Genomic DNA, 22223 nt, shown 5'->3' with positions numbered 1-22223 from the left:
TAGCCTCGACGGCGACATCGATGAGGAGAACGACGATGGGGAGAACAGCGATGGTGATTGCAGTCGCTAGGGACTACCCACCCCACCGCAACCAACCCCACCGCCCGCTCCCCGAGCGAACGCAAAGCGTCCGCTCGGTCCGCTCACTTGGCCACCCCACGCCGTCGAACGGTCGGCTTCCGATTTCCAGCGGCCGCTCGTCCGGTCGATTCGGGTAGAAAAAGAGGCGAAGCGCGGGACTCACGTCCCGCGCGAAGCCGAAATCGGGGTGGATGAACCTTAGCGGTTGAAATCACGGCTGAAAGGACCGAGGAGTTTCGAACGGGAGAACGAACGCTAGAGGCGGGAAGAGGTGCAACAACAGGAATCACCGAAACGCGTCACAGTCGTCGAGCCAGCGACGCGAGCGCGTCGGACCCGCCGCGGAGAATCGGCGTGCCGTGACCCATACAGAGGAGGTCGAGCGGCGGGATGGACCCGGCGAACGCCCGGATGCTCCGTCGGATTTCGCCGGTGTCGTAGGAGTCCCACCACTCGGGCGGCGTCAGCGTCCCGTCGCGCTCCCACACGAGGTCGCCGAGGAAGCCGACGCCGAGTCCATCGTGAACGTAGGCCGTGTGCCCCGGATTGTGGCCGGGCGTGTGGTAGGCCGTGAATTCGCCGATTCGCGCGCCGTGGCCGACGGGGCGGACGTCGAACCGGGAGGGAATCGAAACGAGTCGGCGCGCGAATCGGTGAAACGCGCCCTTGTGGTGGAAAAGCGGCGGGTCGTACCGCCCGGCGAGCAGGTCGGCGTCGCGTTCGCCGACGAACACCGGCGCGTCGAGGGCAGGGAGGTCGCGGAGGCCGCCAACGTGGTCGATGTCGTAGTGCGTGAGCAGCACGCGGTCGATATCGGCGGCGTCGTAACCCGCTTCGCGGAGTTCGCGGCGCAACCCGAATCGCGGCAAGCCCGCGTCCACGAGCGTCACCTCTCCGTCGTCCACGAGGAAGGCGTTCGCGCCGACGACGGGAACCGCGAGTTCGAGCATCCACACGCCGGGAGCGAGTTGCCGGGCCATATCGGGGCGACGGGTCGCGGACACTTAATATTCGAACCCCATCGAGCGTTCGAATCGGGGCAGGGGAGGCCGAAACGCCTTCCCGCACGAAGCGCCCAGTGTGGGGCATGCGATTCGAAGCGGTCGGTGCGGGCGCGCTGGTCGAATTGCTCGCGGTCGCCGTCGGCGCGACGATTCCGCTCCCCCGAAGCGTCCGCGTCTCGGCGGCGCTGGCCCTCCTCGCCGTCGGCCTCGCGGGCGGGTACGTCGCCGGATGGTTCGCGGGCGGCAACTGGCGCGACGGATTCCGGCACGGCCTGCTGGCGGGCGCGATAGGCGGCATCGCCCTCGCCGCCGTCCTCGGCTACACCATGGCGACGCCCGGAAGCGAGGTGGGCGCGCTCTGGGGCATGAACTACCTGATAGCGACGGGCGGCATCCCGCTTTGGCTGGCCGCGTACGACGCGCAACTCGGCATCGCCCTGCCGCTCCTCGCGGGGATAATCGTCGCGCTGGAGGGCGCAATCGCGGGCGGCGCGGCGGGAACCGTGAGCGTCGAACCGCCAGCGACCTGACGCCGCTCGACGGCGGGAGGAGTCACCGCAATTCGACCGAGACGACCTTCTCGGGGTCGCGCGCGCCGAGAACATACCGAACCCGAACCCCGTCCTCTCGGGTGGCGTCCTCCTCTCGAACCATGTCGAACAGGCGAAACGAAACGACGAGGCGACCCGCCGGGAGGGTGGCGCGAAGGACCGGCCCGCGACTGGTCACGGCCACGTACGGCGGCGCGGGAACCGGTCGCGCCTGAAGCGAGAATCCGGCGGCGGTTACCGTCTCCGAGAGGAGGTCGGGGAGCCGCTCCAACAACCCCGTCTTCCGAAGCTCGCGCGAGAGCGGTCGGACGACGGAATCTCGGTCGGTCGTCGAGTTCCGGCCGCCAGTTGAATCGGGGCCGTCCGTTGAATCGGGGCCGTCCGTCGAACCGTCGTCCCACCCCTCGGCGACTCGCTTCGCACACTGCAGAAGGGTGCGGACGGTTTCTCGGCGGTCGGCGAGGAGAAATTCACGGGCGGCGCGTTCCGGCTCGGTCATCGCTCGAAGGGGCGATGGCGGGACACAAAGCCGTGTCGAACGCTACCGACCTGCACCAACAAAGCTTATATCGGAAATGGAGCAAGTGGCCGGTGGAATGAAACAAATCCTTTCCCGCGTTGGTATTGGTTCCGCTCGCGTCGATACCGTCCTCCCGAAAACCACGCTCTCGGCCGGAGAGTCGGTCGATGTCGAAGTCCGCATCGAAGGCGGCTCTTCCGAACAGGAAATTGACGCCATCTACTTCGCGCTGTTGACCCGATACAAAACCGACGACAGCGTTCGAACCGGCGTCATCGACAAGTTTCAGGTCGCCGACCCGTTCACCATCGGCCCGGACGAGGAGCGGACGTTCCACGTCACCATCGACGTCCCACTCGATGCGCCCATCACGGCCGGGCGGACGAACGTGTGGCTCGAAACCGGTCTCGATATCGATTGGTCGATGGACCCCGAGGACGAGGACCCGGTGCAGGTCGAACCCGGCCCGCGGCTCGGTGCGTTCATGGACGCGCTCGACTCGCTCGGATTCAGGCTCAGGTCGGCCGAGTGCGAGCAGGCACCGGGGTCCATCTTCCCCGGACGGTTCGTACAGGAGTTGGAGTTCGTCCCGCACGCTGGTCCGTTCGCCGGTGCGCTCGACGAACTCGAAGTCGTCCCCACGGAGACCGGAACGGGACTCGACGTGAAGCTCGAAATCGACCGCCGCGGCGGTCTGCTCTCGGAGATGGCCGACATCGACGAGCGGTGGTCGCAACTGTCGTTCACGAACGAGGATGCACGGGAGATGGAATCGGCACTCCGCTCGGAAATCGAACGGCACGCGTAAGCGACCCGTCGAAATCGGAACACCTCGAAACGAGGAGTTCCGAAAACGAGTTTCCCAAGTACGCCGCGCACGTACTCCGCTCGTGAACGACGTGAGCGAGGACGATACGAAGCCGCTACGGGTCGAAGACGCCGACGAACTCGACCGCTGTATCGAGAAACACGACCGACTGCTGGTCGATTGCTACACGAACGGCTGTGCCCTCTGTCAGGCCATCGAACCCGTCGTCGGGAACGTCGCCCGCGCGACGGACGTCGCGGTTGCGATGGTCAACCTCGGAGAGGACCTCTCGCTGGTCGAGCGATACGACATCCGGAGCGTGCCGACCCTCCTGCTGTTCGAGGATGGCGAACTCGTCGACCGAATGGCCGACGGCTTTCGGGGAACGGAGGCGGTCGTCGAATTCGTCGAAACATCGAGCGGTGCGTAATCGAAGCGATCGATACCGCGAAGCTGTTATCTGCTATCGCCGGAGGAAAACGACCGCGAAGGTGGTCACGGTCGCCAGCACGATGGGATACGCGGCACCGATGGCGGCCGCCTTTTGCAGGTCCGGTTGCGCCGTCATCCCGAGGATGGGGAGCGTGAAGGTGAACGCGCCGACGATTGCCATCGCCGCGTATCCGACGGTGATGCTCGCGCCGGAGTAGACGACGGTTTCGACCGTCTCACCCAGACGGTTGCGAGCGGAGAACACGGCGCTCGTCGCGAGGAGCGAGACGACCGGAATCGCGTAGTACACGATGGGCGGAACCGCCGGGTCGGACGCCTGACTGATGTAGTTGTACGATTGGCTCCCGATGGCGATGGGAATGAAGTGGGCGTTGTAGAACGCGAATCCGAACCACTTGAGTTTGACATCAAGGGGCCCCTCGACGTTCGCGGGACCGACGACGAACAGTGCCGCGACGAGGAGATAGCCGACGAGATACGAGAGAAGACCGAACGTGAACCCGCGAGTGCAGAACGACGCGAGTCGTTTCGACCGCATCGACTGCGGTTCGGCATCCGACGTTGCTGTTGACTCCATATCCAGTTTCGCCCGGGAGTAGTTATATAAATGTTTTTATTTGTCTGTATTAGTACCTGATTCTAGTAAACGGCATGCGCGACCTATTCAAGCGACATACCGTCTCTTGCGGCCGACAAACAGCAATATCAGTAAGGTGCTGAAAAACGGAGGGAAGAAAACGACAATTAGCACACGATAAAGAAGGAGGAGAGACGAGCAGGGTTGTGGTAACAGTTACCACGAGGCAAAAAGCCTATAAATAACCGAACGGTATCGTTTTACACAGATGGTAGTCGAAATGATTCCGCTGTTCGGGCCGGTTCCCGGTGGGATGGAACTCGCGGTGATTCTGCTCATCGCGGTCCTCCTGTTCGGTGCAAACAAGATTCCGAAACTCGCCCGTTCGACCGGTGAGGCGATGGGAGAGTTCAAGAAAGGCCGCGAGGAAGTCGAGACGGAGCTCCGCGAGATGCGCGACTCCGGCAGCGACACCGAGCAGAACCCGACGGTCGAAACCGAAGCGGACGCGTAACCGCGGATTTTGGGGGTCTGGGGGAACACCCGGCCCGAACCGGATTTTTCTGACGTCACCGACGAGAGACAGCATCGTCCGTCGGCGTGCCGAACTTGTTCGACCCGTTAGGCCACGGTGACGCCGTAAACTGTCCACTCCGACGGCGACAACCGCCGTGTCAGTCCCCGACCACAACGGAAAAGTCACTCAGCCGCAAAGCGAACGGTATGTCCGAGAACGCGACAGACGAGGAATCGGAAACCGAACCCGAGAGCGCGGAGCGGTCCGGTTCGGGACTCAAAACGCTGGTCCTCCTCGGGATTTCCTTTATCGCTGGCTATCTCGTCGGAAAGAGCCGAAACGAATCGAGCCTCGACGAGGAGTTGGGTGAGTTCAGCGGGTCCGAAAGCGGCCCGATGGAAATCGAGATTCACGATACCGACGTGGGTGCCACGGCGGAATCGGACGACGAAGAAGAGGAAGCGGAGGAATCCGCGGAAAGCGAAGAAGCGGACGGAGAGAACGAAGACGAAGAAGCGGACGACGAGACGGAATCGGACCACGAAGAAGAGGAAGAGGAAGAGGAAGAAGAAGAGTAGTTCAGTACCCGGAGGCGTTGCCGTCCTTTCGCGGTTCGGTCGCACCGGAGAGGACGCCGTTGTCGTTTCTCACTATCTGTGCGCCGCCGAAGAGCACCGGCGCGAGAACGCGCACGTCGTGGCCCTTCCGCGTGAGTTTCGTGGCGAGGTTGCCGTCCATTCTCCCCTCGATGGCGAGGGTGCCATCCTCCCGATAGCGCCAGCGCGGTAGGTCGAGCGCGGCCTGTAATGGCAGGTCGTAGTCCACGATATTGGAAACGACTTGGACGTGGCCTTGCGGTTGCATGTAGCCGCCCATCACGCCGAAGGCGGCCCAGTCGTCATCGTCGAACTTGGCGAGCGCGGGAATCAGGGTGTGGAACGGGCGCTTTCCGGGTTCGAGGTGGTTCGGGTGGCCGGGGTCCAGCGAGAAGGACGCGCCGCGGTTCTGGAGCGCGATGCCGGTATCCCCGGCGACCAGCCCGGAGCCGAACCCGGCGAATCGGGAGTTGATGAATGAGACGACGTTGCCCTCGTCGTCGGCGACACAGAGGAGGACGGTATCCGCGTCCTCCGCGTTCGCGTCGGGCACGCCGAACGAAACGTCGTGGTTCGCGCTCTCGCCGACGTGTTCTGCTCGTTTCTTCGCCCACGAGTCGGACGCCAGCGGTGGAACCTCCTCGTACTCGGGGTCCGTGATGTAGCGGTGGCCGTCGTGGAACGCGAGTTTCATCGCCTCTGCGAAGTAGTGAACCCGTTCGGGCGAGTCGATGGGGTGGTCGCTCGCGCCGAGTTCGTCGGCGATGTTGAGCGCCTCCAGCGCTATGAGGCCCTGATTGTTCGGCGGCAGTTCGTAGATTTCAGCGCCGTTGTACGTCGTCGAAACCGGGTCGGGAAACTCGGGTTCGAACGCCGCGAGGTCCTCCACGGTGAGGAAGCCGCCCTGCGATTGTACTTCCTCGGCGATTTTCTCGGCGATGTCCCCCTCGTACAGGACGTCCGCGCCCTCCTCCGCGATTCGACGGAGGCTCTCGCCGAGGCGGGGAAGCGTCATCGTCTCGCCCGCTTCCGGTGCCTTTCCGTCCTTCAGGTACGCCTCGCGGGCGTGGTCCGTTTTGAAGAGAGTCTCCGCGCCGACCCAGTGGGAGGCGATGACTTCCGAGACGGGATAGCCGCCGATGGCGTAGTCGATGGCGGGTTGGAGCGCGTCTTCGAGCGATAGCTTCCCGAAGCGCTCCACCGTCGCTTCCCACCCGCGGGCGGTTCCGGGGACGGTGACGGCGTGCGGGCCGAGGAACGGCATGCCGAGGTCGTCCGTGTCCTCGGTGCCGTCCACGGCGTACCCACGGTTCTCGGGGTACCACTCCGACGGGTCATCCTGCGCTTTTAACGAGGCGCGGACGTTTTCGATGGTCGCCTCGGCGGGCGCGCCGCCACAGCTTCGCATCGCGCCGACGTCGCCGTCCGCGGTGCGATACAGCGCGAACACGTCGCCGCCGAGTCCGGTACTCGTCGGTTCGACGACGTTGAGCGCCGCGGCAGTGGCGACGGCGGCGTCGAACGCGTTCCCCCCCTGCTGCAGAATCGAGACACCCGCTTGCGAAGCGAGCGGTTGACTGGTAGCGACGACACCGTTCGGCGCGTAAACGGTCGAACGCCGCGAAGTAAACCTATCCAAATCGGGTTGCGTCATACCATGACATACTCGGATGCAACCCTAAAGTACCCCCCAAATAGGTCCGGGGTGGCCCTTATCGGAGTGTGAGATAACCACACGCATATGACTTTCTCGATCTGCGTCCGGGAGGAAACCGACGAAGGGACCAGTTTCGGCGTCGCCGTCGCCACCGACGCGCCCGCGGTCGGCGCGCTCGCACCGTACGTCACCCACGACGGCGTTATCAGCACGCAGAGTTTCGTCAACGTTCGCCTCGGCAGGCGGGGCGTCGCGCTCCTGCCGGACCTCGGCGTGGACGACGCGCTGGCCGGACTGCTCGAACAGGACGACCACAGCCACCTCCGACAGGTGCACGGACTCGACGCGCGGGGAAACGCCTTCGCGCACTCCGGCGACGGCTGTGACGGCTGGTTCGGCCATCAGGTTCACGATGAGAAAGACCTCACGGTCGCCGGAAACATGCTCGTCGGCGAGGAGACGCTGGACGCGCTGGCCGAAAAATTCGCCGCGGGCAACGAGGAGGGGAACGAGGAAGAGGACCTCGTTTCCCGACTCATCGACGCCCTCGCGGCGGGGAAGGAAGCGGGGGGCGACAAGCGCGGTCACACCTCGGCGACGGTGATGGTCAAAGCGCCGCGAACGACGGCCTATCACGACTTGCGAGTCGATGCACACGAGGAGCCGATAGCGGAACTCCGGCGCGTCTACGAGACGACGAAAGCGGCGAGCGACGGCTTCAGCGAGTCCTCGAAGGAACGGATTTTCGACTGAATCGGGCGGAAAGCGGGTCGATTCGGGTCGCCGTTCGCACGGTATCGGAGTTCTCAGCTCACCAAGACTTATCCTTCCCATCCCCCTCTGTGCCGATAACGATGGGACTGTTCAAGAACATCGGCCGGAAAGTCGAGGAGTTCAAACAAACCTCCGAGGCGGTCGCGGCCGAAGAGGCGAGTTACGAGTGTACGGACTGCGGAAAGCGCCTCTACACGAGCCACGACGGCTGCCCGGAGTGCGGCGGAACCGTGGTTCCGGTGGCAGAGGAATCAGAAACGACAGACGAGAGCGAATCGAAACCGACAGACGAGAGCGAATCCGAAACGACAGACGACGAGTAGGGACGGTCAGCAGTCGGTCCGGAAGGACCGGACGCGGCGTCAGCCGTTGTACGGTTCTTCAGCGGACGCCCCTGCTATCGCAGTCGAGACGACGGTTCCGTTCCGGTCCAACGTGAGGGAGAGGGTTTCACCGTCCAGATTCGCGTCCACACCCAGTCGGAGCGGGTCCGTGGACAGCACCGTCTCGCGGCCGGGCGCGCAAAACTCCAGCGTCCAGAACGGAGTGGTCAGGACATCGACGCCGCGCTCGTAGTAGAAACTCGTCACGGCGGGATGGCTGGCGAGGAACATCCCGACCGGAATCCCGTGGTGGAACCCGCACCGACGACAGCGGCCGTGGTAATGGTAGTGTTCGGGTTCTTCGGGAACGGTCTCGATTCTCCCCTCGACGTACCCCTGACACTCCGAACAGATTCCGCGACGGGTGAGCGACCCCCACTGGTTTTCGAGAAATGCGATTCGTTCGACGATTTCCGTCTCGCTTCCCTCCGGATGCGATTCGAGAAGACTCGGCGGTATCGAAAGCGGAACGGAATGCTCGTCGATTCCACACGAGAGCCACAGGATGCCGCCCTCGTAGCGGAGTTGCAGTGGGTCGTCACAGCGACGACAGTGGCCGGGTGCGTCTATCGGTCCCCACGCCCGCTCGGTGTCGAAGACGCCGGAAGAGATGGCCGAGACGACCGACATCCCGATACGCGAGAGTCTGTACCCCGGCGAACCCTTCACGACGAGGCCCCCGAGTTGGTCGAGGTGGTAGTTGAAGTTTCCGTTGTCACGGATTCCGACGACCTCCCGAAGTTCGCTGTACGCGAGCCACGGGTCGGTCGGCGAATCGCCGTGTGCGTCCGCCAGCGCTCGCAGGATTTCGACCCGAGTCGAGTTGCTCACCGAGTCGAAGACCCCGGTCGTGTTCGGTTCGCCGTCGCTCATCGTTCGCAGCTTCGTCCCTCGAAAGGAAAACGTTAGTGTCAGTTCTGTCGGAGGAATTCGTTGCTCCGAACGAATATTTCGTCGTCAGTCGAACTGACAGATGAAGTCGAACCACCACAACCCATGAACGAACGACAACGACAGCGGCTCCTCGACCGGATTCAGCGTCCATCGGCGACCGTCGGAAAGCAGATGGTCGACGAACTCACGATACAGGGAACGACGATAGACGTCCAAGAGTTCGTCTTCGAGTGCAAGCGCCTCGAAGCGATTCCCGAGAGCGAACGCGATGCCATCGAGGAGATGAAGACGAAACTCAAACGCGAGCGTCTCGCCCGAAAACAGCGAATCGACCGTGGAGAGATAGCGGTCGAGGAGGGAGAGCGACTCGTTCGGAGCATCCACGGCATCGACCGCGCCCTGACCGCACTGGAGGGGTTGGACTCCCCGAACATCGAGGAGGAGGTGCGACTGAAGAAACTCAAGGATGCGAGGGAACTCATCTCCCTCATCAGACAGCGGCCATGAGGAATCGCCACGAAGCGCTTCAGCACCGAGTTTTCGTCGTCCCCGGTCCGGCGTGATGACCGGACGCCGGACGGTGGATGACAGATACGTCCGGCCGAGGGACGAACGACGAAGAGAATCCGCGATTTCGTCAGGAATCCTGCGAAGTAACGCGGTGGCACGCCGCGGCGTGTCCGTCTCCCGCGTCGGTCGGCTGTGGCGTCTCGTGTTCGCACGGCGACGGAAACGCGTTCTCGACGATTTCGTTCGCGCGTTCGTGGTCGGCGGCGGCCAACGCGTCCGCCGCCGAGCGAACGGCCTCGCCCGCGTCCGACGGCAAGGCCTCCGGGTCGCCCGGAAGCAGTTGCGCCACGAGGTACGACGCCACGCTCGAATCGTCCGTCTCGCGCCCCTCGGCTTCGAGACGGGTCCGCGCGGCGTCCGGGTCGAGTTCGCCCGAGAGCACGTGGTTCCTGAACGCGAAGGCCGCGCGGAACGCCTCGTCGGTGCCCACCCAGTCCTCGGGCGGAATCACCATCGGACAGCGCGTGTGGAACCGACAGCCGGACGGCGGGTCCAACGGCGACGGAACCGACCCTTCGAGGATGATTCGCTCGTCGCGGTCCGCCGGGTCGATGCGGGGCACCGCCGACAGCAGCGATTTCGTGTACGGATGCTGTGGATTCTCGTAGAGTTCCGCGACGGGTGCGGTCTCCACGATTCGACCGAGGTACATCACGGCCACCCGGTCGGCGACGTGGCGCACGACCGAGAGGTTGTGCGCGATGAACACGAGCGACAGGCCGAGGTCGTCCTGAAGTTCGTCCAGGAGGTTGAGAATCTGGGCCTGCACGGACACGTCCAGCGCCGAAACGGGTTCGTCCGCGATTATCAGTTCGGGCTCGAGTGCGAGCGCGCGGGCGATACCGACGCGCTGCTGTTGTCCCCCCGAGAACTGGTTCGGGTAGCGTTCGATGTGTCCGGCCTTCAATCCGACGCGCCGGAGGAGGTCTTTCGTCCGCTCCAGTCGGCCCTCGTCGCTGTCGCCGATGCCGTGGACCTCCATCGGCGCGGTGATGATTTCGCCGACCGTCTGGCGCGGATTCAGCGACGCCAGGGGGTCCTGGAATATCATCTGCAGGTCGCGCCGGTACGGTCGCATCTCCTGCTGTGAGAGCTCGGAGAGGTTCGTCCCGCGATATTCGACCGACCCGTCGGTCGCGTCGTGCAGGTTGAGAATCGTCCGACCGAGCGTCGATTTGCCACAGCCGGACTCTCCCACGATGGCGAGCGTCTCGCCCTCGGTGACCGTCAGATCGACGCCATCGACGGCGCGGACGCTCGCCGTGTCGCCGACCAGTCTGTCGAGGACGCCCCCCGACTGGTCGAAGTGCTTTTTCAGGCCGCGAACGGCGAGCAACGGTTCGGTGTCGGACGTCTCGTCTGCGCTCGTTAGCTGCATGCTCATAGTCGTTCCTCCGTGGGTCCGCGGCGCAGACACGCCGCAACGTGGTCGTTCGATTCGCCGTCCGTGTCAGCATCGACCGGTCGGAAGTCCGGGTCGATTTCGTAACACTCCCGCGTGGCTTCGGGACAGCGCGGCGCGAAGTGGCACGCGAAGGGGATGTCGATGAGGTCGGGGACGTTCCCGTCTATCGGTTCGAGGCTGTCCATCGGCGCGTCGAGACGCGGCGTACTGGCGATGAGGCCTTGCGTGTAGGGGTGTTGTGGATTACGGAACAGTTCGGTCGCGTCGGCGCGTTCGACGATTTCCCCGGCGTACATCACGTTCACCCGGTCGCACACCTCGGACACGACCGCGAGGTCGTGCGTGATGAGCAGAATCGACGTGTCGAAGGCGTCCTTCAACTCCCGGAGTTCGTCGAGGATTTGGGCCTGAATCGTCACGTCGAGCGCCGTCGTCGGCTCGTCCGCGATGAGCAGGTCCGGTTCGGCCGCCAGCGCCATGGCTATCATCGCCCGCTGGCGCATACCGCCGGAGAACTCGTGGGGGTAGTCGCTCGCCCGCGTCTCCGGCTCCGGAATCTCGACGCTTTCGAGCATCTCGATGGCCCGTCGCCACGCTTGGCCGTTCTTCGAGGACCCGACGAGTTTGCGCTTGAGTTCCGCCGGGAGCCTCACCGACTCGCCGACGGGTTGGTGGAGTCGGACCATCTCGGCGATCTGCTCGCCGACGGTCAGCGTCGGGTTGAGGCTGTTCATCGGGTCTTGGAACACCATCGAAATCGTCCCGCCGCGGATTTCACGGCGCTTCGATTCGGGCAGGTCGAGCAGCGACTCCCCGTGGAGTCGGATGTCGCCCGACGCGATTTCGCCCGGTTCCTCGACGATGCCCATGATGCTCTCCGCGAGGACGCTCTTTCCCGACCCGCTTTCCCCGACGAGACCGACGATTTCGCCGGGTTCGATGCGCAAGTCCACCTCGTTCACCGCGTCCACCGTCCCTCTGGGGGTCGGGAAGCGGGTGTGAAGCCCGTCGACTTCGAGGACGGTCATCGGCTCTCGACCTCCCCGTCGCTCACGTCGAAGATGTCGCGGAGACCGTCGCCGAGCATGTTGAACGCGAGGACTACCAGCATGATGGCGAGGCCGGGCATGACGCTTATCCACCACGCCTCGCCTATGAACTGACGCCCGTCCGAGAGCAACAGCCCCCACGTCGGCGTCGTCGGTTTGACGCCCAGACCGAGGAACGAGAGGCCCGCCTCGGCGAGGATGGCGAGCGGAATCATGAGCGTCGCCTGCACGATGAGCGGCGCGACCGCGTTCGGCAGGATTTCCCGCGTCATGATTCGCTTGTCGGTCATGCCGATGGCGCGGGCCGCCATGACGTACTCCTCCTCGCGGAGCGACAGCACCTCGCCCCGAACGAGGCGGGCGAAGTCGTCGATGTACGCGATACCGATGGCGATGACGACGTTCGTGATGCCCAACCCGCCGGAGATGGCGATGATACCGACCCCGAGGATGAGTTCGGGGAACGCCCACTGAAAGTCGACGTAGCGCATCAGCACGCTATCGACCCAGCCGCCGTAGAATCCGGCGAGGAGGCCGATGGACGTGCCGAGCGTGAACGCCACGGCGACCGTCGAGAGGGCCACGAGCAGCGAAACCCGCGCACCGTAGATCATGCGCGAGAGGATGTCGTGCCCGAACGAGTCCGTCCCGAGCGGATGCCACACGGATTCGGTTCCGGGCGCGCCGTCGTAGTTGCCCACGGAGTGGGAGTTCGGCGCTTTCATGAAGCCGAACGTGGCCTCGGGGTCGTGGGGTGCGACGACCGGCGCGAAGATTGCGACGAAGACGAACAACAAGACGACCACGGCACCGAACAACGCCATCTTGTCGGCCAGTAGCCCCTCGACGAGGCGTTGGCGCGTCGATTTGTGTTCCTCGTAGTGTTCTTCCTCCCGATATTCTGGCGGGACGTCGATGGGTCCCGATTCAACAGGAGCGCCGGACTCGGTGGTCGCATTGTGGCCGACGTTCGAATCGGTGTGTTCCGTCATTGGTTCCCTCCGTAGCCGATGCGCGGGTCGATGACGGTGTACACGAGGTCCACCGCGAGGTTCGTGAACACCATCACCGCGGCGACGATGAGGATGACCGCTTGCGTCACCGGGTAGTTACGGTCGAGCATCGAATCCACGAGCAGTCTGCCGAGTCCCTGAATCCCGAAGACGAGTTCGACCGTGACGCTGCCGACTAACACCAGCGCGAGTTGAATCCCGGCGACGGTGATGACGGGGATGAGCGCGTTCTGGAGCGCGTGTTTGAACAGCATCACGCGACCGTTGACGCCCTTCGCTCGGGCGGTTCGCATGTACGGTTCGTTCAGCACTTCCAGTAACGACGAGCGCATCATCCGCATGACGACGGCGGCGTACGGCAGGCCGACCGCGATGCCGGGGAGTAGGACGCTCTCCAGCCACGGGACGAGTCCCTCGCTCGGCGGCGTGTAGCCGAAGACGGGAAGCAGGTTCAGCCAGACGCCGAACACCAGCGCGAGCAGGATGCCGACGAAGAACGCGGGCATGGAAACGCCGAGGAACGCCGTCACCGTCGCCGCGTAATCGACCGGTTCGCCCTTGCGCGTGGCGCTGATGATTCCGGTCGGGATGGCGACACCGAGGCCGATGATGATGGCGAGAATCGCGATGGAGAGCGTCTTCGGTGCGGCCTGCGAGACCAGCGTCGAAACCGGCTGGCCGGTGCTCAGGCTCTGGCCGAAGTGTAGCGTGAGCATCTCCTTCAGCCAGTCGAAATACTGGACGTACAGCGGCTGGTTCAGGCCGAGTTTCGCCCGCAGCGCCGCAACCGCTTTCGGTGTCGCTTCCTGCCCGAGCATGGTCCGAACCGGACCGCCCGGAATCAGGCGCAGGCCGAAGAAGACCGTGGTCGCCACCAACCACATGATAAAGATGGCGTGTGCGACCCGCTTTGCGACGTACTGGCGCATCTATTCCTCGACCCACGTCGTGTGGAAGTTACGCATGAACGGGATGTGGGTGAATCCCTTCATGTTCGAGCGTTTCGCCGCGATGTCGTTCTGGTGCATCAGGTAGGCGTGCGGGACCTGCTTGATGAGGTGGTCTTCGAGTTCCTGCAGGAGCTTCTTGCGCTCGTCCCGGTCGAGCGCTTTCCGCTGTTCTGCGAGCAGGTTGTGTGCCTTGTCGTCCTCGAAGTTCACCCAGTTCCACGCGCCCCCGTCGTCGGGCTTACGGTAGAAGTTCCAAAGCGACTGCTCCGGGTCGGGGTCGCCGACGCTGCCGCTGATGGTCGTGTCGTAGTTACCCTTCTCGTAGCGTTCCCAGTAGGACGAACTCGTCACCTGTTCGATGCTCACGTCGAATCCGGCCTTGTTCAGCTGTTGGCGCATTGCCTTCGCACCGCGGAGACTGCTTTCGGTCGTCAGGATGGAGAAGGACGCCCCTTCGGCACCCGCCTCCTTGATGAGCTGTTTGCCCGCTTCGGGGTCGTACTGCTGGTCGGTCGGCTTGTCGTCGCGCCAGACCCAGTTCGTCGCCTTGTTGATCGGACCCGTGTCGGGGAGCGCGTTGCCGAAGTAGGCCGCATCCACGTACGCCTGATTGTCGATGGATTTCGCGATACCCATGCGGGCCTTCTTCGAGTCGAACGGCTTCCGACGCTCGTTCATGGCAAATCCATACCAGTTGATTCCCGGCGCTTCCAGTTTCGTCACGCCGCTCGCCGACTCGACCTTCTTCACGTTCTGGAGGGGCACGAGGTTGGCGAAGTCGATGTCGCCGCTCCGAAGCGCGTTCACGAGCGTCGCGGGTTCGGGAATCGGCTTGATGTCGATGCCGTCCAAGTACGGGAGCGCGTTTCCGTCGCTGTCGGTTTCGAAGTAGTCCTCGAACGCGTCGAGGGTGATACCGGAGCCGATTTCGTGTTTCGAGACCTCGAACGGACCGGTCCCGACCGGCGTCACCTTGTACTGGTCCGCGCCCATCTTTTCGATAGCCTCCTTGTTGACGATGGTCGCGGCGCGGCCCGGTCCGCGCGTGAGGTAGACGAGGGCGGGTGCCATCGGTTCCTCGAAGTTGAGTTCGACCGTGTGGTCGTCCTTGACCACGACGCCGCCATCGTCCACCGGCTTGAGCGACCCGAGTTTCGAGGCGGCGGGAGCTTCCTCCGAAATCGTCCGATTGATGGTGTATTTCACGTCCTCGGCGGTGAAGTCGGTGCCGTTGTGGAACTTCACGCCCGTACGCAGGTCGAAGGTGATCTTCTTCCCGCCGTTGCTGACCTCCCAGTCCTTGGCGAGGTCGCCCCGAATGGTCAGATCCTTTTTGAGCGTGACGAGGCCGTTGAACACGTTGGCGGCCACCTGGAAGTACTGGCCGACGCTGATGTACGGCGGGTCGAGCACGTCGATGCTGCCGGTGAACCACCCGGCCGTCAACCGTCCACCGCGCTGGTCGTCCGAGGGAACGTCGGTCGTGCCGTTGCCACCGTCGTCGGTTCCACCATCGCCACCGCTGCCACCGTCGCCGTTGTCGTCACCGCCGCTCGTACAACCGGCCAGGCTAGTGATACCTGCCGCACCGAGCAGTTTGACGGTCGTCCGGCGGTCGATAACCGGGCCACTGAGGGCTTCGTCCGAAATTTTGCCACTGTTTCCCATGGTAGTATGGTACAGATGAACAGCCCCCTTCGTTGGATACCCGTATAGATTCGGTTGTCAAAGAATCGAATATGAAAATGATAGAAACATACAATATATGATGCAGAAGGATAACTAGAGTGGATACAAAGGTTCAACACATTCGGTTTCCTCGATTGTAGTTATGCGAGAAGTGACGCTTCGGATACGTCACCACGGCGAGCCGGAGAGCGACATCAGCGCCGATTACCCGGCCATCACGATTCGCTCCGTCTCGTCGATGACGGGAAGCGCCGCGGAGCGAAAACGCATCATCGAAATAACCGGCCCGGAAACGTCGATTGCGGGCTTCCTCGACGAGTTCGAGGCCGCGGAACCCGTACTGGACGTGGACGCGTTGACGCCGCTCGACGTGCCGCGAGTCCTCGTCGCCGTCACCATCGACAGCTACCAGTGGGACAGCATCTCACAGCGGTTGACCGACTTGGGCGTCCACTACCGAACCGGAGCGACGATAGCCGCCGGGTGGGAACGCTGGACGTTGTATCTGGACGACGCGGACGACCTAAACGAAATCGTCGAGTCGCTCGAACGCGCCGGGAACGAGACCGACCTCGTTCGAAACGTCGAACTCGGGACCGTCGCAGAACAGGAGCAGTTGGAGTTCTCGCGCGTCGTCCACGAACTCACGGGACGACAGCGAGAGGTGCTCGGTACGGCCATCGACCTCGGCTACTACCGACCGAAGAAGGAGACCAGCATCGAGGACATCGCCGATACCGTCGGCATAGCATCCACGACGGCGTGGGAACACCTCGCCCGTGCGGAGCGGAAGGTGATGGAGGAGGTCGGCAAGCACGTCAACTCAAACCAACTCTGACCCCGCTCGAAGCGAGAGCAAGACGCCGAGTAGGGACGCGACCGTCGCGAATCCCGCGAGGACGAGGAACAGGACCGTCGGCGAATAGTACTGGAGCACGTAGCCAGCGACTGCCGCACCGAGCGCGCCGATTCCGAACACGCCGAGATAGGTGTAACCGTATGAAAGACCGCGGGCGTCGGGCGGCGTGAACTCGGCGACGGTCGCCTGATACAGCGGTTGCACCGCGAACAGCCAGAATCCGAGCGCGAAACTGACGACGAGCAGGGGGACGAGCCCGGCGTCCGCGGCGGGGACGAACACGAGCGCGATGAGCGCCAACGTGCCGAAGGCGACCGCGATGGCGGCGGTGTTTTCCACGCGGTCGGTGAGTTTGCCGCCCGCGAACTGTCCGACCATCCCGACGGTGAGGAGTCCGGCGTAGAGGTAGCGCGCCGGTTCGAGCGATTTTCCGGCAACGTCGATGGGCGCGAAGAGCGAGAGGCCCGAGAGGAGGTCTGGGAGGAAGGTCAATACGCCGCGGTAGTACAGTCCGGAGAGCATGACGACGCCGAAGACGGCGACGAACCAGCCCGAAAAGAGCGACCGAGAGGCGGAAAGGAGGTCCGAAATCGAGGTGAGGCCGCCGTCGGTACGGGTGGTTCGCTCCACGCTCGAATCCCGCGCACGCGTTTCCGTCTCGACCGCCGCCGTCTCGTCGATGGACGTTCGAAACGCGACCACGGCGGCGACGAGGGCGGGAACCGCGAGGACGGCGACGACGGTCCGCCAGCCGAACGCGAGCAGGAGGAGCGTCGTCGCCAACGGGCCGAAGGCGATACCGACGTTTCCGGCGATGCCGTGGTACGCGAAGGCGCTCCCCTGGTCGTCGGGTTCGATGCCGGTGCTCAGCAACGAGAGGCCGGACGGGTGATAGACGCTCGCCGCCGTCCCCCACAACAGGAGCGCGAGCGCGATGACGGGGAGCGTCGGGGCGAACGAGAGGAGGAGAAACGACCCACCCATGCCGAGCAGACAGACGACGATGAGTCGGCGGGAGCCGTAGCTATCGGAGAGGACGCCGCCGGGCAGCGCGCCGATGCCGAACAGCGCGTAGCCGAGCGAGAGGACGACCCCGAGCGTGGCCTTCGACGCGCCGAACTCGACGAGCCAGACCGGGATGAGGATGGGAAGGGAGAGTTCGTAGGTGTGAACCATCGCGTGGGCCAGCATGGTCAGGCCGAGGATGGTTCGGTCGTTTCGCTTCACTGGAGACACCCTAGCCGGTCCCGACTATAAACGGTCGCCCGAATCGAGCCGGATTTTACAGAAACGACCGTGATAATCGACAGAACAAAGAGACGAGAGCGGGTGGATTCGAGTAGCATGACAGGCCTCGACGACGGTGCGGGAGAGACGACGAGCGAAGCGCTGGTTTCCGTCCTCGAATCGCTGGGCGTGGAGTACGTGTTCGGCTATCCGGGCGGGCGCGTCATCGAGTTGCTCGACGACCTCCCCGAGTCGAGCGTGGACGTGGTTCGCCCGCGCGACGAACGCGAGGGAAGCGTGATGGCCGAGATGTACGGCCGCCTCCACGGCAAGCCCGCCGTGCTGGCCGGACAGGGACCGTGGATAGGGAGCCTCGGCGTCATCGGACAGATGGAGGCCCGGCTCGCCTCCTCACCGATGGTGGTCTTGACCGAAGCGAGCGAGCGCGGCGACTACTCGACGCTCGCGCCCTATCAGCAGTCACGCGGCGACTACGGCGGGCTCTCGCTCCCGAAGATTCTGGACGGCGTGACCAAAGAACACTGGTTCCCGCGCACGCCGACCGAGACCATACGAAGCGTCCAACTCGCGTTCAAACACTCGACGGCGGGCCGGTCGGGACCGACGGCCGTCATCCTCGACGGCAACGCCATTACGGATGACGTCCCCGAAAACCCGATACCGCCTGTCTGGGACAGCGAGGAGCAGGTTCGAAACTGGGAGTCCAAGCCGACCGACCGCGACGTGAGCGCGGCGGTCGAGGCACTCGAATCCGCGGAGCGTCCCGTTATCATCGCCGGGAACGGCGTCCACTCGGCGGGAGCCTACGACGAACTCCGGGACGTCGCGGATGCGTACGATGCAATCGTTACGACTTCCTATCTCGGCAAATCGACGATTCCCGAGACGCACGACCTCGCGGCGGGCGTCATCGGCTCGTTCGGCCACGAAGGCGCGAATCGGGTCGTCAGCGAGGCCGACACCCTGCTCGTCGTCGGCTGCCGGATGAACCCGATGGACACCAACTGGCAGGCACCCTCGTTCATCCGCCCGGACGAACAGACCATCATCCACGCCGACATCGACACGCGAAACGCGGGCTGGGTGTACCCCGCCGACGTGGGACTCATCGGCGACGCGAAGGAGAGCCTTCGGGCGCTATCGGACGCCGGGAGCGCCGACAACGACTGGGCGCGCGACCGGGCGGAAACCGCGCGGGAGTCGTTTTTCACCGAGACGTGCGAGAGCGACGCCTCGCCCATCAAACCGCAGCGCGCAGTGAAGGAAATAGAGGCGATGGTGGACGAGGACACCATCGTCACGGCCGACTCGGGCAACAACCGATTCTGGCTATTGAACTACCTCCAGACGCCCGCCGTTCGGACCTACTTCGGGTCGGGAGGCGTCGGCGGGATGGGGTGGTCCGCCCCGGCCGCCGTCAGTGCCGCCATCACCACCGACAAGGACGTCATCGGCGTCGCGGGCGACGGCGGCTTCACCATGACCATGACCAGCGTCGAAATCGCCGTCGAGAACGGCGTCGCGCCGACGTTCGTCGTGCTGAACGACACCAGTCTCGGCATGGTGCGCCAGATGCAGGAGGAGGACGGCGACATCGCGGGCGTCGAATTCCACGATACGGATTTCGTCACGGTCGCCGAGGGCTTCGGCGCGGACGGGACGCGGGCGGTGACCCCCGAAGAACTCGCCGACGCGCTTCGAACGGGGAAGGAAAGCGACGTTCCGTTCGTCATCGACGCGCGAATCGACCGCGAGGAGGACATGGCCGAACAGTTGGAATCCTCGTTCTACGCCGAAACGGGCGGATTACACGAGTAAAGTCATCGGTGTTTTTCCGCGCGATTTCGTCGCGCTTTCGGACGAACTCGGCGGGGTCGGTTTCACCCTTCGCGGCGAGTTCCCTCGCGGACTGGAGTTGCGAATCGACGACCGTCTTCTGCTGGCGCGACCACTCCTCGTCGTCGTGGGTGCGAACGTACTCGGCCCACTGCTTGATGAACGCTCGTCGTTCTTCGGCGTCACGCGCTTTGGAGTTCGTCATAGTATCGTTTCACTCCGAGTTCGTTGACGTGACGTTCGAGTCGGTCCTCACCTAGTTTCATCGAACGGAAATTCCGCGCCATCACGTAAGAATGTACGGCGGTTTTCGAACCCCGTCACGAAAAAACAGGAAGGAAACCTTTTCTTGCCAGCCAGAGAGTAAAAAACCATGGCGCAAAGCGAGACGGTGCTCGTCACTGGCGGGACAGGCTTCATCGGGTCGTACACGGCAAAGGAACTGCTCGACCACGGCCACGACGTGGTCGCCTACGACCTTTCGACGGACACGCGCATCTTGGAGAAACTCGGCATCGCGGACGACGTGGAGATTCGCCGCGGCGACATCACCGACTCGACGGACGTGTTCCGCGCGGTGCGCGAGACGGGTGCGACGCGAATCGTTCACCTCGCGGCGCTACTCACGACGACGGCGCGCGAGAACCCTCGCCTCGCCATCGACGTGAACGTTCGCGGCACGAACACCATCTTCGAGGCGGCGCGCACGTTCTCCGACCAAGTGGAGCGCGTGGCGTGGGCGTCCAGCGCCGCCGTGTTCGCGCCGCCCGCGAACTACGACGACGACTGGGTGACCGAGGACGACCTCGTGTACCCCGATACGCTCTACGGCGCGAGCAAGGAGTTCAACGAGCATCAGGCGAAGGTGTACTTCGAGGACCACGACCTGTCGCACGTCGCGCTCCGACCGACCGTCGCCTACGGTCCGTACCGCGAAACGGGTGGCTCTGCGTTCCTCGCAAATATCATCGAAAAGCCCGCGCTCGGCGAACCGTTCAGCGTCGAGTACGGTGATCAAGTCATCGACTGGCAGCACGTCGAAGACATCGCACAGGCGTTCCGCCGCGCGGCGTTCACGCCGGACGAGGACCTGAACCAGCGCGTCTACAACGTTCGCGGCACCGTGGCGACGATTCGTGAGGCCGCCGAGACGGTCGAGAAAATCGTGCCCGACGCCGACTTGGAGGTGTCCGACGAGGGCGAACTCCCGTGGACCCAGAAGCTCGACATGACCGCGATTCAGGAGGATTTGGGTTACGAACCGCGCTACGACCTGGAGAGCGGGTTCCGGTCGTACATCAACGTGCTCCGCGAGGAGAACGGACTGGAGACGGTCTGAGGGGACGAATCGAACGACGGAACTGCTTTTTGCGACCGTTTCCAAGTACGTCCCAATGCTCGGCATCGAGATGGGATGGCGACGACTGCTGTTCGCCAACTGGCCGGTCGAACCGGAAATCGTGGAGCGAGGACTTCCGGAAGGGTTGGAGGTGGACACGTACGACGGGAAAGCGTGGCTCAGCGTCGTTCCCTTCACGAACGTCGCGGTTCGTCCGCGGGGGCTTCCCGCCGCCGTCGGCGTGTCCTTGCCCGAACTCAACCTCCGAACCTACGTCACCGTTCCGGGGGAGGACCGACCCGCCGTCTTCTTCTATAGCCTCGACGCGGACGGTCTGCTGTCCGTGCTCGGTGCCCGTCTCGCCTTCGGACTGCCGTACTACAACGCGACCATCGAGATGGCGGAACGGGACGGTGCAGTTCGCTTCCGGAGTCGTCGCGCCCATCCCGGCGACCAACCACTGCGATTCGATGCGCGCTACGAACCGACCGGGGAGCGACTCGACACCGGTCCCGATTCGCTGGCGACGTTCCTCACCGAGCGCTATCGGTTCTACGTCGGCGGGCGGGACGGGAAAATAGGGTACGCGAACGTGGACCACGACGTGTGGTCGCTGTACCCGGCGACGGTCGAGTTCGGCGTGAACGAGAGTTTCCGGGCGAACAACTTCGCCCACCCGGACGGGGACCCGATTTGCTACTACAGCCCCGGTGTTGACATCGTATCGTCCCGTCGGAAGTGGCTCTGAGTCCGAGTGCCGTCGGACTTCACTGCGTTTGGCTGTACTTCTCCACCCACTCCTGTAGCGTGATGCCCATCGCGGACTGGGTGATGGCGTTCGAACTCGCCGAGTTCGCGCTCTTGACGAGTTCGGCTTCCAGCGTGCGGGTCGGAATCTCGCCGAGGAAGTGCGGAATCGCGCGCTGGACCGAAATCGGACAGCCGACCTCGTGGGCCAGCGCGTACCCCGACAGGGAGTGGGGAATCTCCTCCGTGGCGTAGGTCGGGTCGGGGTCGAGCAGTTGGTCCTCGTCCGCGAAATCCACGTACTCGTAGCACTTGCCGACGTCGTGGAGCAGACACGCCGCGATGATGGTATCCTCGTCCGGGTCGGCCCCGTGGAACTCGCGCTGTTCCTCCGCAGAGCGCATGGCGATGCGCGTCACGCCGCGGACGTGTTCCACGTTCGTCTTCTCGTGGATGTTCCACGCGTAGGGAATGTCCTCGATGTCCTTCCACCCGCCGCGTTCGAGGCCGAGCACCCACGCCTCGATGACCTTCTCGCGCAATTCGTCGTCCTCGATGGACTGGAGTTCCGGATAGGCGCTTTCCACTTGTGTCCGGTAGTCGGGAGTGTCGTCGCTCATGAAGAATCGGTTTGATTCGTGAGAACGTAATGGTTCGTGAATGGGAGGCGTACCGCGAGCGGGTGAGTCACTCAACTGCGATT

25 protein-coding genes are annotated in these 22223 nt (G+C 63.9%); 12 read left to right on the top strand and 13 right to left on the bottom strand.

Annotation, left to right across the window (positions count from 1 at the left end; translation table 11 throughout):
• Window positions 1–73: 73 nt before the first annotated feature.
• Window positions 74–244 (bottom strand): hypothetical protein, encoded by a 171-nt coding sequence (locus OPC11_RS19530; protein WP_264783042.1) that lies wholly within the window; start codon window positions 242–244, stop codon window positions 74–76.
• A gap of 136 nt (window positions 245–380) precedes the next feature.
• Entirely contained in the window at window positions 381–1061 is a 681-nt protein-coding gene (locus tag OPC11_RS19525) for an MBL fold metallo-hydrolase (RefSeq protein ID WP_264783041.1), read from the bottom strand.
• A 107-nt stretch (window positions 1062–1168) separates the two neighbouring features.
• On the opposite strand from OPC11_RS19525, the gene OPC11_RS19520 reads away from it, so the two are divergent.
• A complete protein-coding gene (locus tag OPC11_RS19520) occupies window positions 1169–1615 on the top strand; it encodes a hypothetical protein (RefSeq protein ID WP_007977192.1) in 447 nt (148 codons plus the stop codon).
• Window positions 1616–1637: 22 nt separating this feature from the next.
• Here OPC11_RS19520 and OPC11_RS19515 read toward each other — a convergent pair whose 3' ends face one another.
• Window positions 1638–2135, bottom strand: coding sequence for a hypothetical protein (locus OPC11_RS19515; protein WP_264783040.1), 498 nt, complete (start codon window positions 2133–2135; stop codon window positions 1638–1640).
• Between the two features lie 97 nt (window positions 2136–2232).
• On the opposite strand from OPC11_RS19515, the gene OPC11_RS19510 reads away from it, so the two are divergent.
• Together OPC11_RS19510 and OPC11_RS19505 are read left to right on the top strand one after the other, a co-directional pair.
• Window positions 2233–2964, top strand: a complete 732-nt coding sequence (locus OPC11_RS19510) for a sporulation protein (RefSeq protein ID WP_264783039.1) — start codon at window positions 2233–2235, stop codon at window positions 2962–2964.
• An 82-nt stretch (window positions 2965–3046) separates the two neighbouring features.
• The gene (locus OPC11_RS19505; protein ID WP_007977188.1) at window positions 3047–3394 is read left to right on the top strand and encodes a thioredoxin family protein; all 348 of its coding nucleotides are present in this window, start codon (window positions 3047–3049) and stop codon (window positions 3392–3394) included.
• A gap of 33 nt (window positions 3395–3427) precedes the next feature.
• Here the strand turns inward: OPC11_RS19505 and OPC11_RS19500 are convergent, their stop codons facing one another.
• Entirely contained in the window at window positions 3428–3994 is a 567-nt protein-coding gene (locus OPC11_RS19500; RefSeq protein ID WP_232423873.1) for a hypothetical protein, read from the bottom strand.
• Window positions 3995–4307: 313 nt separating this feature from the next.
• Here OPC11_RS19500 and OPC11_RS19495 point away from each other — a divergent pair, with 313 nt between their 5' ends.
• Together OPC11_RS19495 and OPC11_RS19490 are read left to right on the top strand one after the other, a co-directional pair.
• Window positions 4308–4508, top strand: coding sequence for a twin-arginine translocase TatA/TatE family subunit (locus OPC11_RS19495; protein ID WP_303645370.1), 201 nt, complete (start codon window positions 4308–4310; stop codon window positions 4506–4508).
• A 209-nt stretch (window positions 4509–4717) separates the two neighbouring features.
• Complete coding sequence (locus tag OPC11_RS19490) at window positions 4718–5089, top strand: hypothetical protein (RefSeq protein ID WP_264783038.1); 372 nt, start codon at window positions 4718–4720, stop codon at window positions 5087–5089.
• 1 nt (window position 5090) lies between these two features.
• Here OPC11_RS19490 and ggt read toward each other — a convergent pair whose 3' ends face one another.
• Window positions 5091–6761 (bottom strand): gamma-glutamyltransferase, encoded by a 1671-nt coding sequence (gene ggt, locus OPC11_RS19485; RefSeq protein WP_264783037.1) that lies wholly within the window; start codon window positions 6759–6761, stop codon window positions 5091–5093.
• 87 nt (window positions 6762–6848) lie between these two features.
• Between ggt and OPC11_RS19480 the strand changes: the two genes are divergently transcribed.
• Both OPC11_RS19480 and OPC11_RS19475 read left to right on the top strand, forming a co-directional pair.
• Window positions 6849–7517, top strand: a complete 669-nt coding sequence (locus tag OPC11_RS19480) for a DUF1028 domain-containing protein (RefSeq protein WP_264783036.1) — start codon at window positions 6849–6851, stop codon at window positions 7515–7517.
• A gap of 101 nt (window positions 7518–7618) precedes the next feature.
• Entirely contained in the window at window positions 7619–7861 is a 243-nt protein-coding gene (locus OPC11_RS19475) for a hypothetical protein (RefSeq protein WP_264783035.1), read from the top strand.
• A 39-nt stretch (window positions 7862–7900) separates the two neighbouring features.
• Here OPC11_RS19475 and OPC11_RS19470 read toward each other — a convergent pair whose 3' ends face one another.
• On the bottom strand, window positions 7901–8794 hold the full coding sequence (locus tag OPC11_RS19470; protein WP_264783034.1) for a hypothetical protein: 894 nt from the start codon (window positions 8792–8794) through the stop codon (window positions 7901–7903).
• Between the two features lie 123 nt (window positions 8795–8917).
• Between OPC11_RS19470 and OPC11_RS19465 the strand changes: the two genes are divergently transcribed.
• Complete coding sequence (locus OPC11_RS19465; protein ID WP_007977180.1) at window positions 8918–9322, top strand: DUF5788 family protein; 405 nt, start codon at window positions 8918–8920, stop codon at window positions 9320–9322.
• Between the two features lie 130 nt (window positions 9323–9452).
• Here the strand turns inward: OPC11_RS19465 and OPC11_RS19460 are convergent, their stop codons facing one another.
• Genes OPC11_RS19460 through OPC11_RS19440 form a run of 5 tightly spaced genes read right to left on the bottom strand, consistent with a single transcriptional unit; the run spans window position 9453 to window position 15470 of the window.
• The gene (locus OPC11_RS19460; protein ID WP_264783033.1) at window positions 9453–10769 is read right to left on the bottom strand and encodes an oligopeptide/dipeptide ABC transporter ATP-binding protein; all 1317 of its coding nucleotides are present in this window, start codon (window positions 10767–10769) and stop codon (window positions 9453–9455) included.
• Window positions 10766–11818, bottom strand: a complete 1053-nt coding sequence (locus OPC11_RS19455) for an ABC transporter ATP-binding protein (protein ID WP_264783032.1) — start codon at window positions 11816–11818, stop codon at window positions 10766–10768. The genes OPC11_RS19460 and OPC11_RS19455 overlap by 4 nt, the downstream gene beginning before the upstream one ends.
• Window positions 11815–12831 carry an ABC transporter permease gene (locus tag OPC11_RS19450; RefSeq protein ID WP_007977177.1) on the bottom strand — a complete coding sequence of 339 codons (1017 nt, stop codon included), beginning with the start codon at window positions 12829–12831 and terminating at the stop codon, window positions 11815–11817. The genes OPC11_RS19455 and OPC11_RS19450 overlap by 4 nt, the downstream gene beginning before the upstream one ends.
• Window positions 12828–13781, bottom strand: coding sequence for an ABC transporter permease (locus OPC11_RS19445; protein WP_007977176.1), 954 nt, complete (start codon window positions 13779–13781; stop codon window positions 12828–12830). Before OPC11_RS19445 ends, OPC11_RS19450 begins: the two co-directional genes overlap by 4 nt.
• Entirely contained in the window at window positions 13782–15470 is a 1689-nt protein-coding gene (locus OPC11_RS19440; RefSeq protein ID WP_264783031.1) for an ABC transporter substrate-binding protein, read from the bottom strand.
• A gap of 163 nt (window positions 15471–15633) precedes the next feature.
• Between OPC11_RS19440 and OPC11_RS19435 the strand changes: the two genes are divergently transcribed.
• A complete protein-coding gene (locus OPC11_RS19435; RefSeq protein WP_007977174.1) occupies window positions 15634–16329 on the top strand; it encodes a helix-turn-helix domain-containing protein in 696 nt (231 codons plus the stop codon).
• Here OPC11_RS19435 and OPC11_RS19430 read toward each other — a convergent pair.
• Entirely contained in the window at window positions 16315–17577 is a 1263-nt protein-coding gene (locus OPC11_RS19430; protein ID WP_264783030.1) for an MFS transporter, read from the bottom strand. The genes OPC11_RS19435 and OPC11_RS19430 overlap by 15 nt on opposite strands.
• 117 nt (window positions 17578–17694) lie before the next feature.
• Here OPC11_RS19430 and OPC11_RS19425 point away from each other — a divergent pair, with 117 nt between their 5' ends.
• From OPC11_RS19425 to OPC11_RS19415, 3 genes are all read left to right on the top strand, one after another.
• Window positions 17695–19416, top strand: a complete 1722-nt coding sequence (locus OPC11_RS19425) for a thiamine pyrophosphate-binding protein (RefSeq protein WP_264783029.1) — start codon at window positions 17695–17697, stop codon at window positions 19414–19416.
• Window positions 19417–19807: 391 nt separating this feature from the next.
• Window positions 19808–20773, top strand: coding sequence for an NAD(P)-dependent oxidoreductase (locus OPC11_RS19420; RefSeq protein ID WP_264783028.1), 966 nt, complete (start codon window positions 19808–19810; stop codon window positions 20771–20773).
• Window positions 20774–20828: 55 nt separating this feature from the next.
• Window positions 20829–21521 carry a DUF2071 domain-containing protein gene (locus OPC11_RS19415; protein ID WP_264783027.1) on the top strand — a complete coding sequence of 231 codons (693 nt, stop codon included), beginning with the start codon at window positions 20829–20831 and terminating at the stop codon, window positions 21519–21521.
• 19 nt (window positions 21522–21540) lie between these two features.
• Here OPC11_RS19415 and OPC11_RS19410 read toward each other — a convergent pair whose 3' ends face one another.
• Window positions 21541–22140 carry an HD domain-containing protein gene (locus tag OPC11_RS19410; RefSeq protein WP_007977160.1) on the bottom strand — a complete coding sequence of 200 codons (600 nt, stop codon included), beginning with the start codon at window positions 22138–22140 and terminating at the stop codon, window positions 21541–21543.
• Window positions 22141–22223: the final 83 nt, after the last annotated feature.

Origin of the sequence: Haladaptatus sp. T7 (assembly GCF_026008575.1) — an archaeon.
Classification (GTDB): Archaea; Halobacteriota; Halobacteria; order Halobacteriales; family Haladaptataceae; genus Haladaptatus; species Haladaptatus paucihalophilus.
This window is presented reverse-complemented; position numbering and strand designations above follow the sequence as displayed.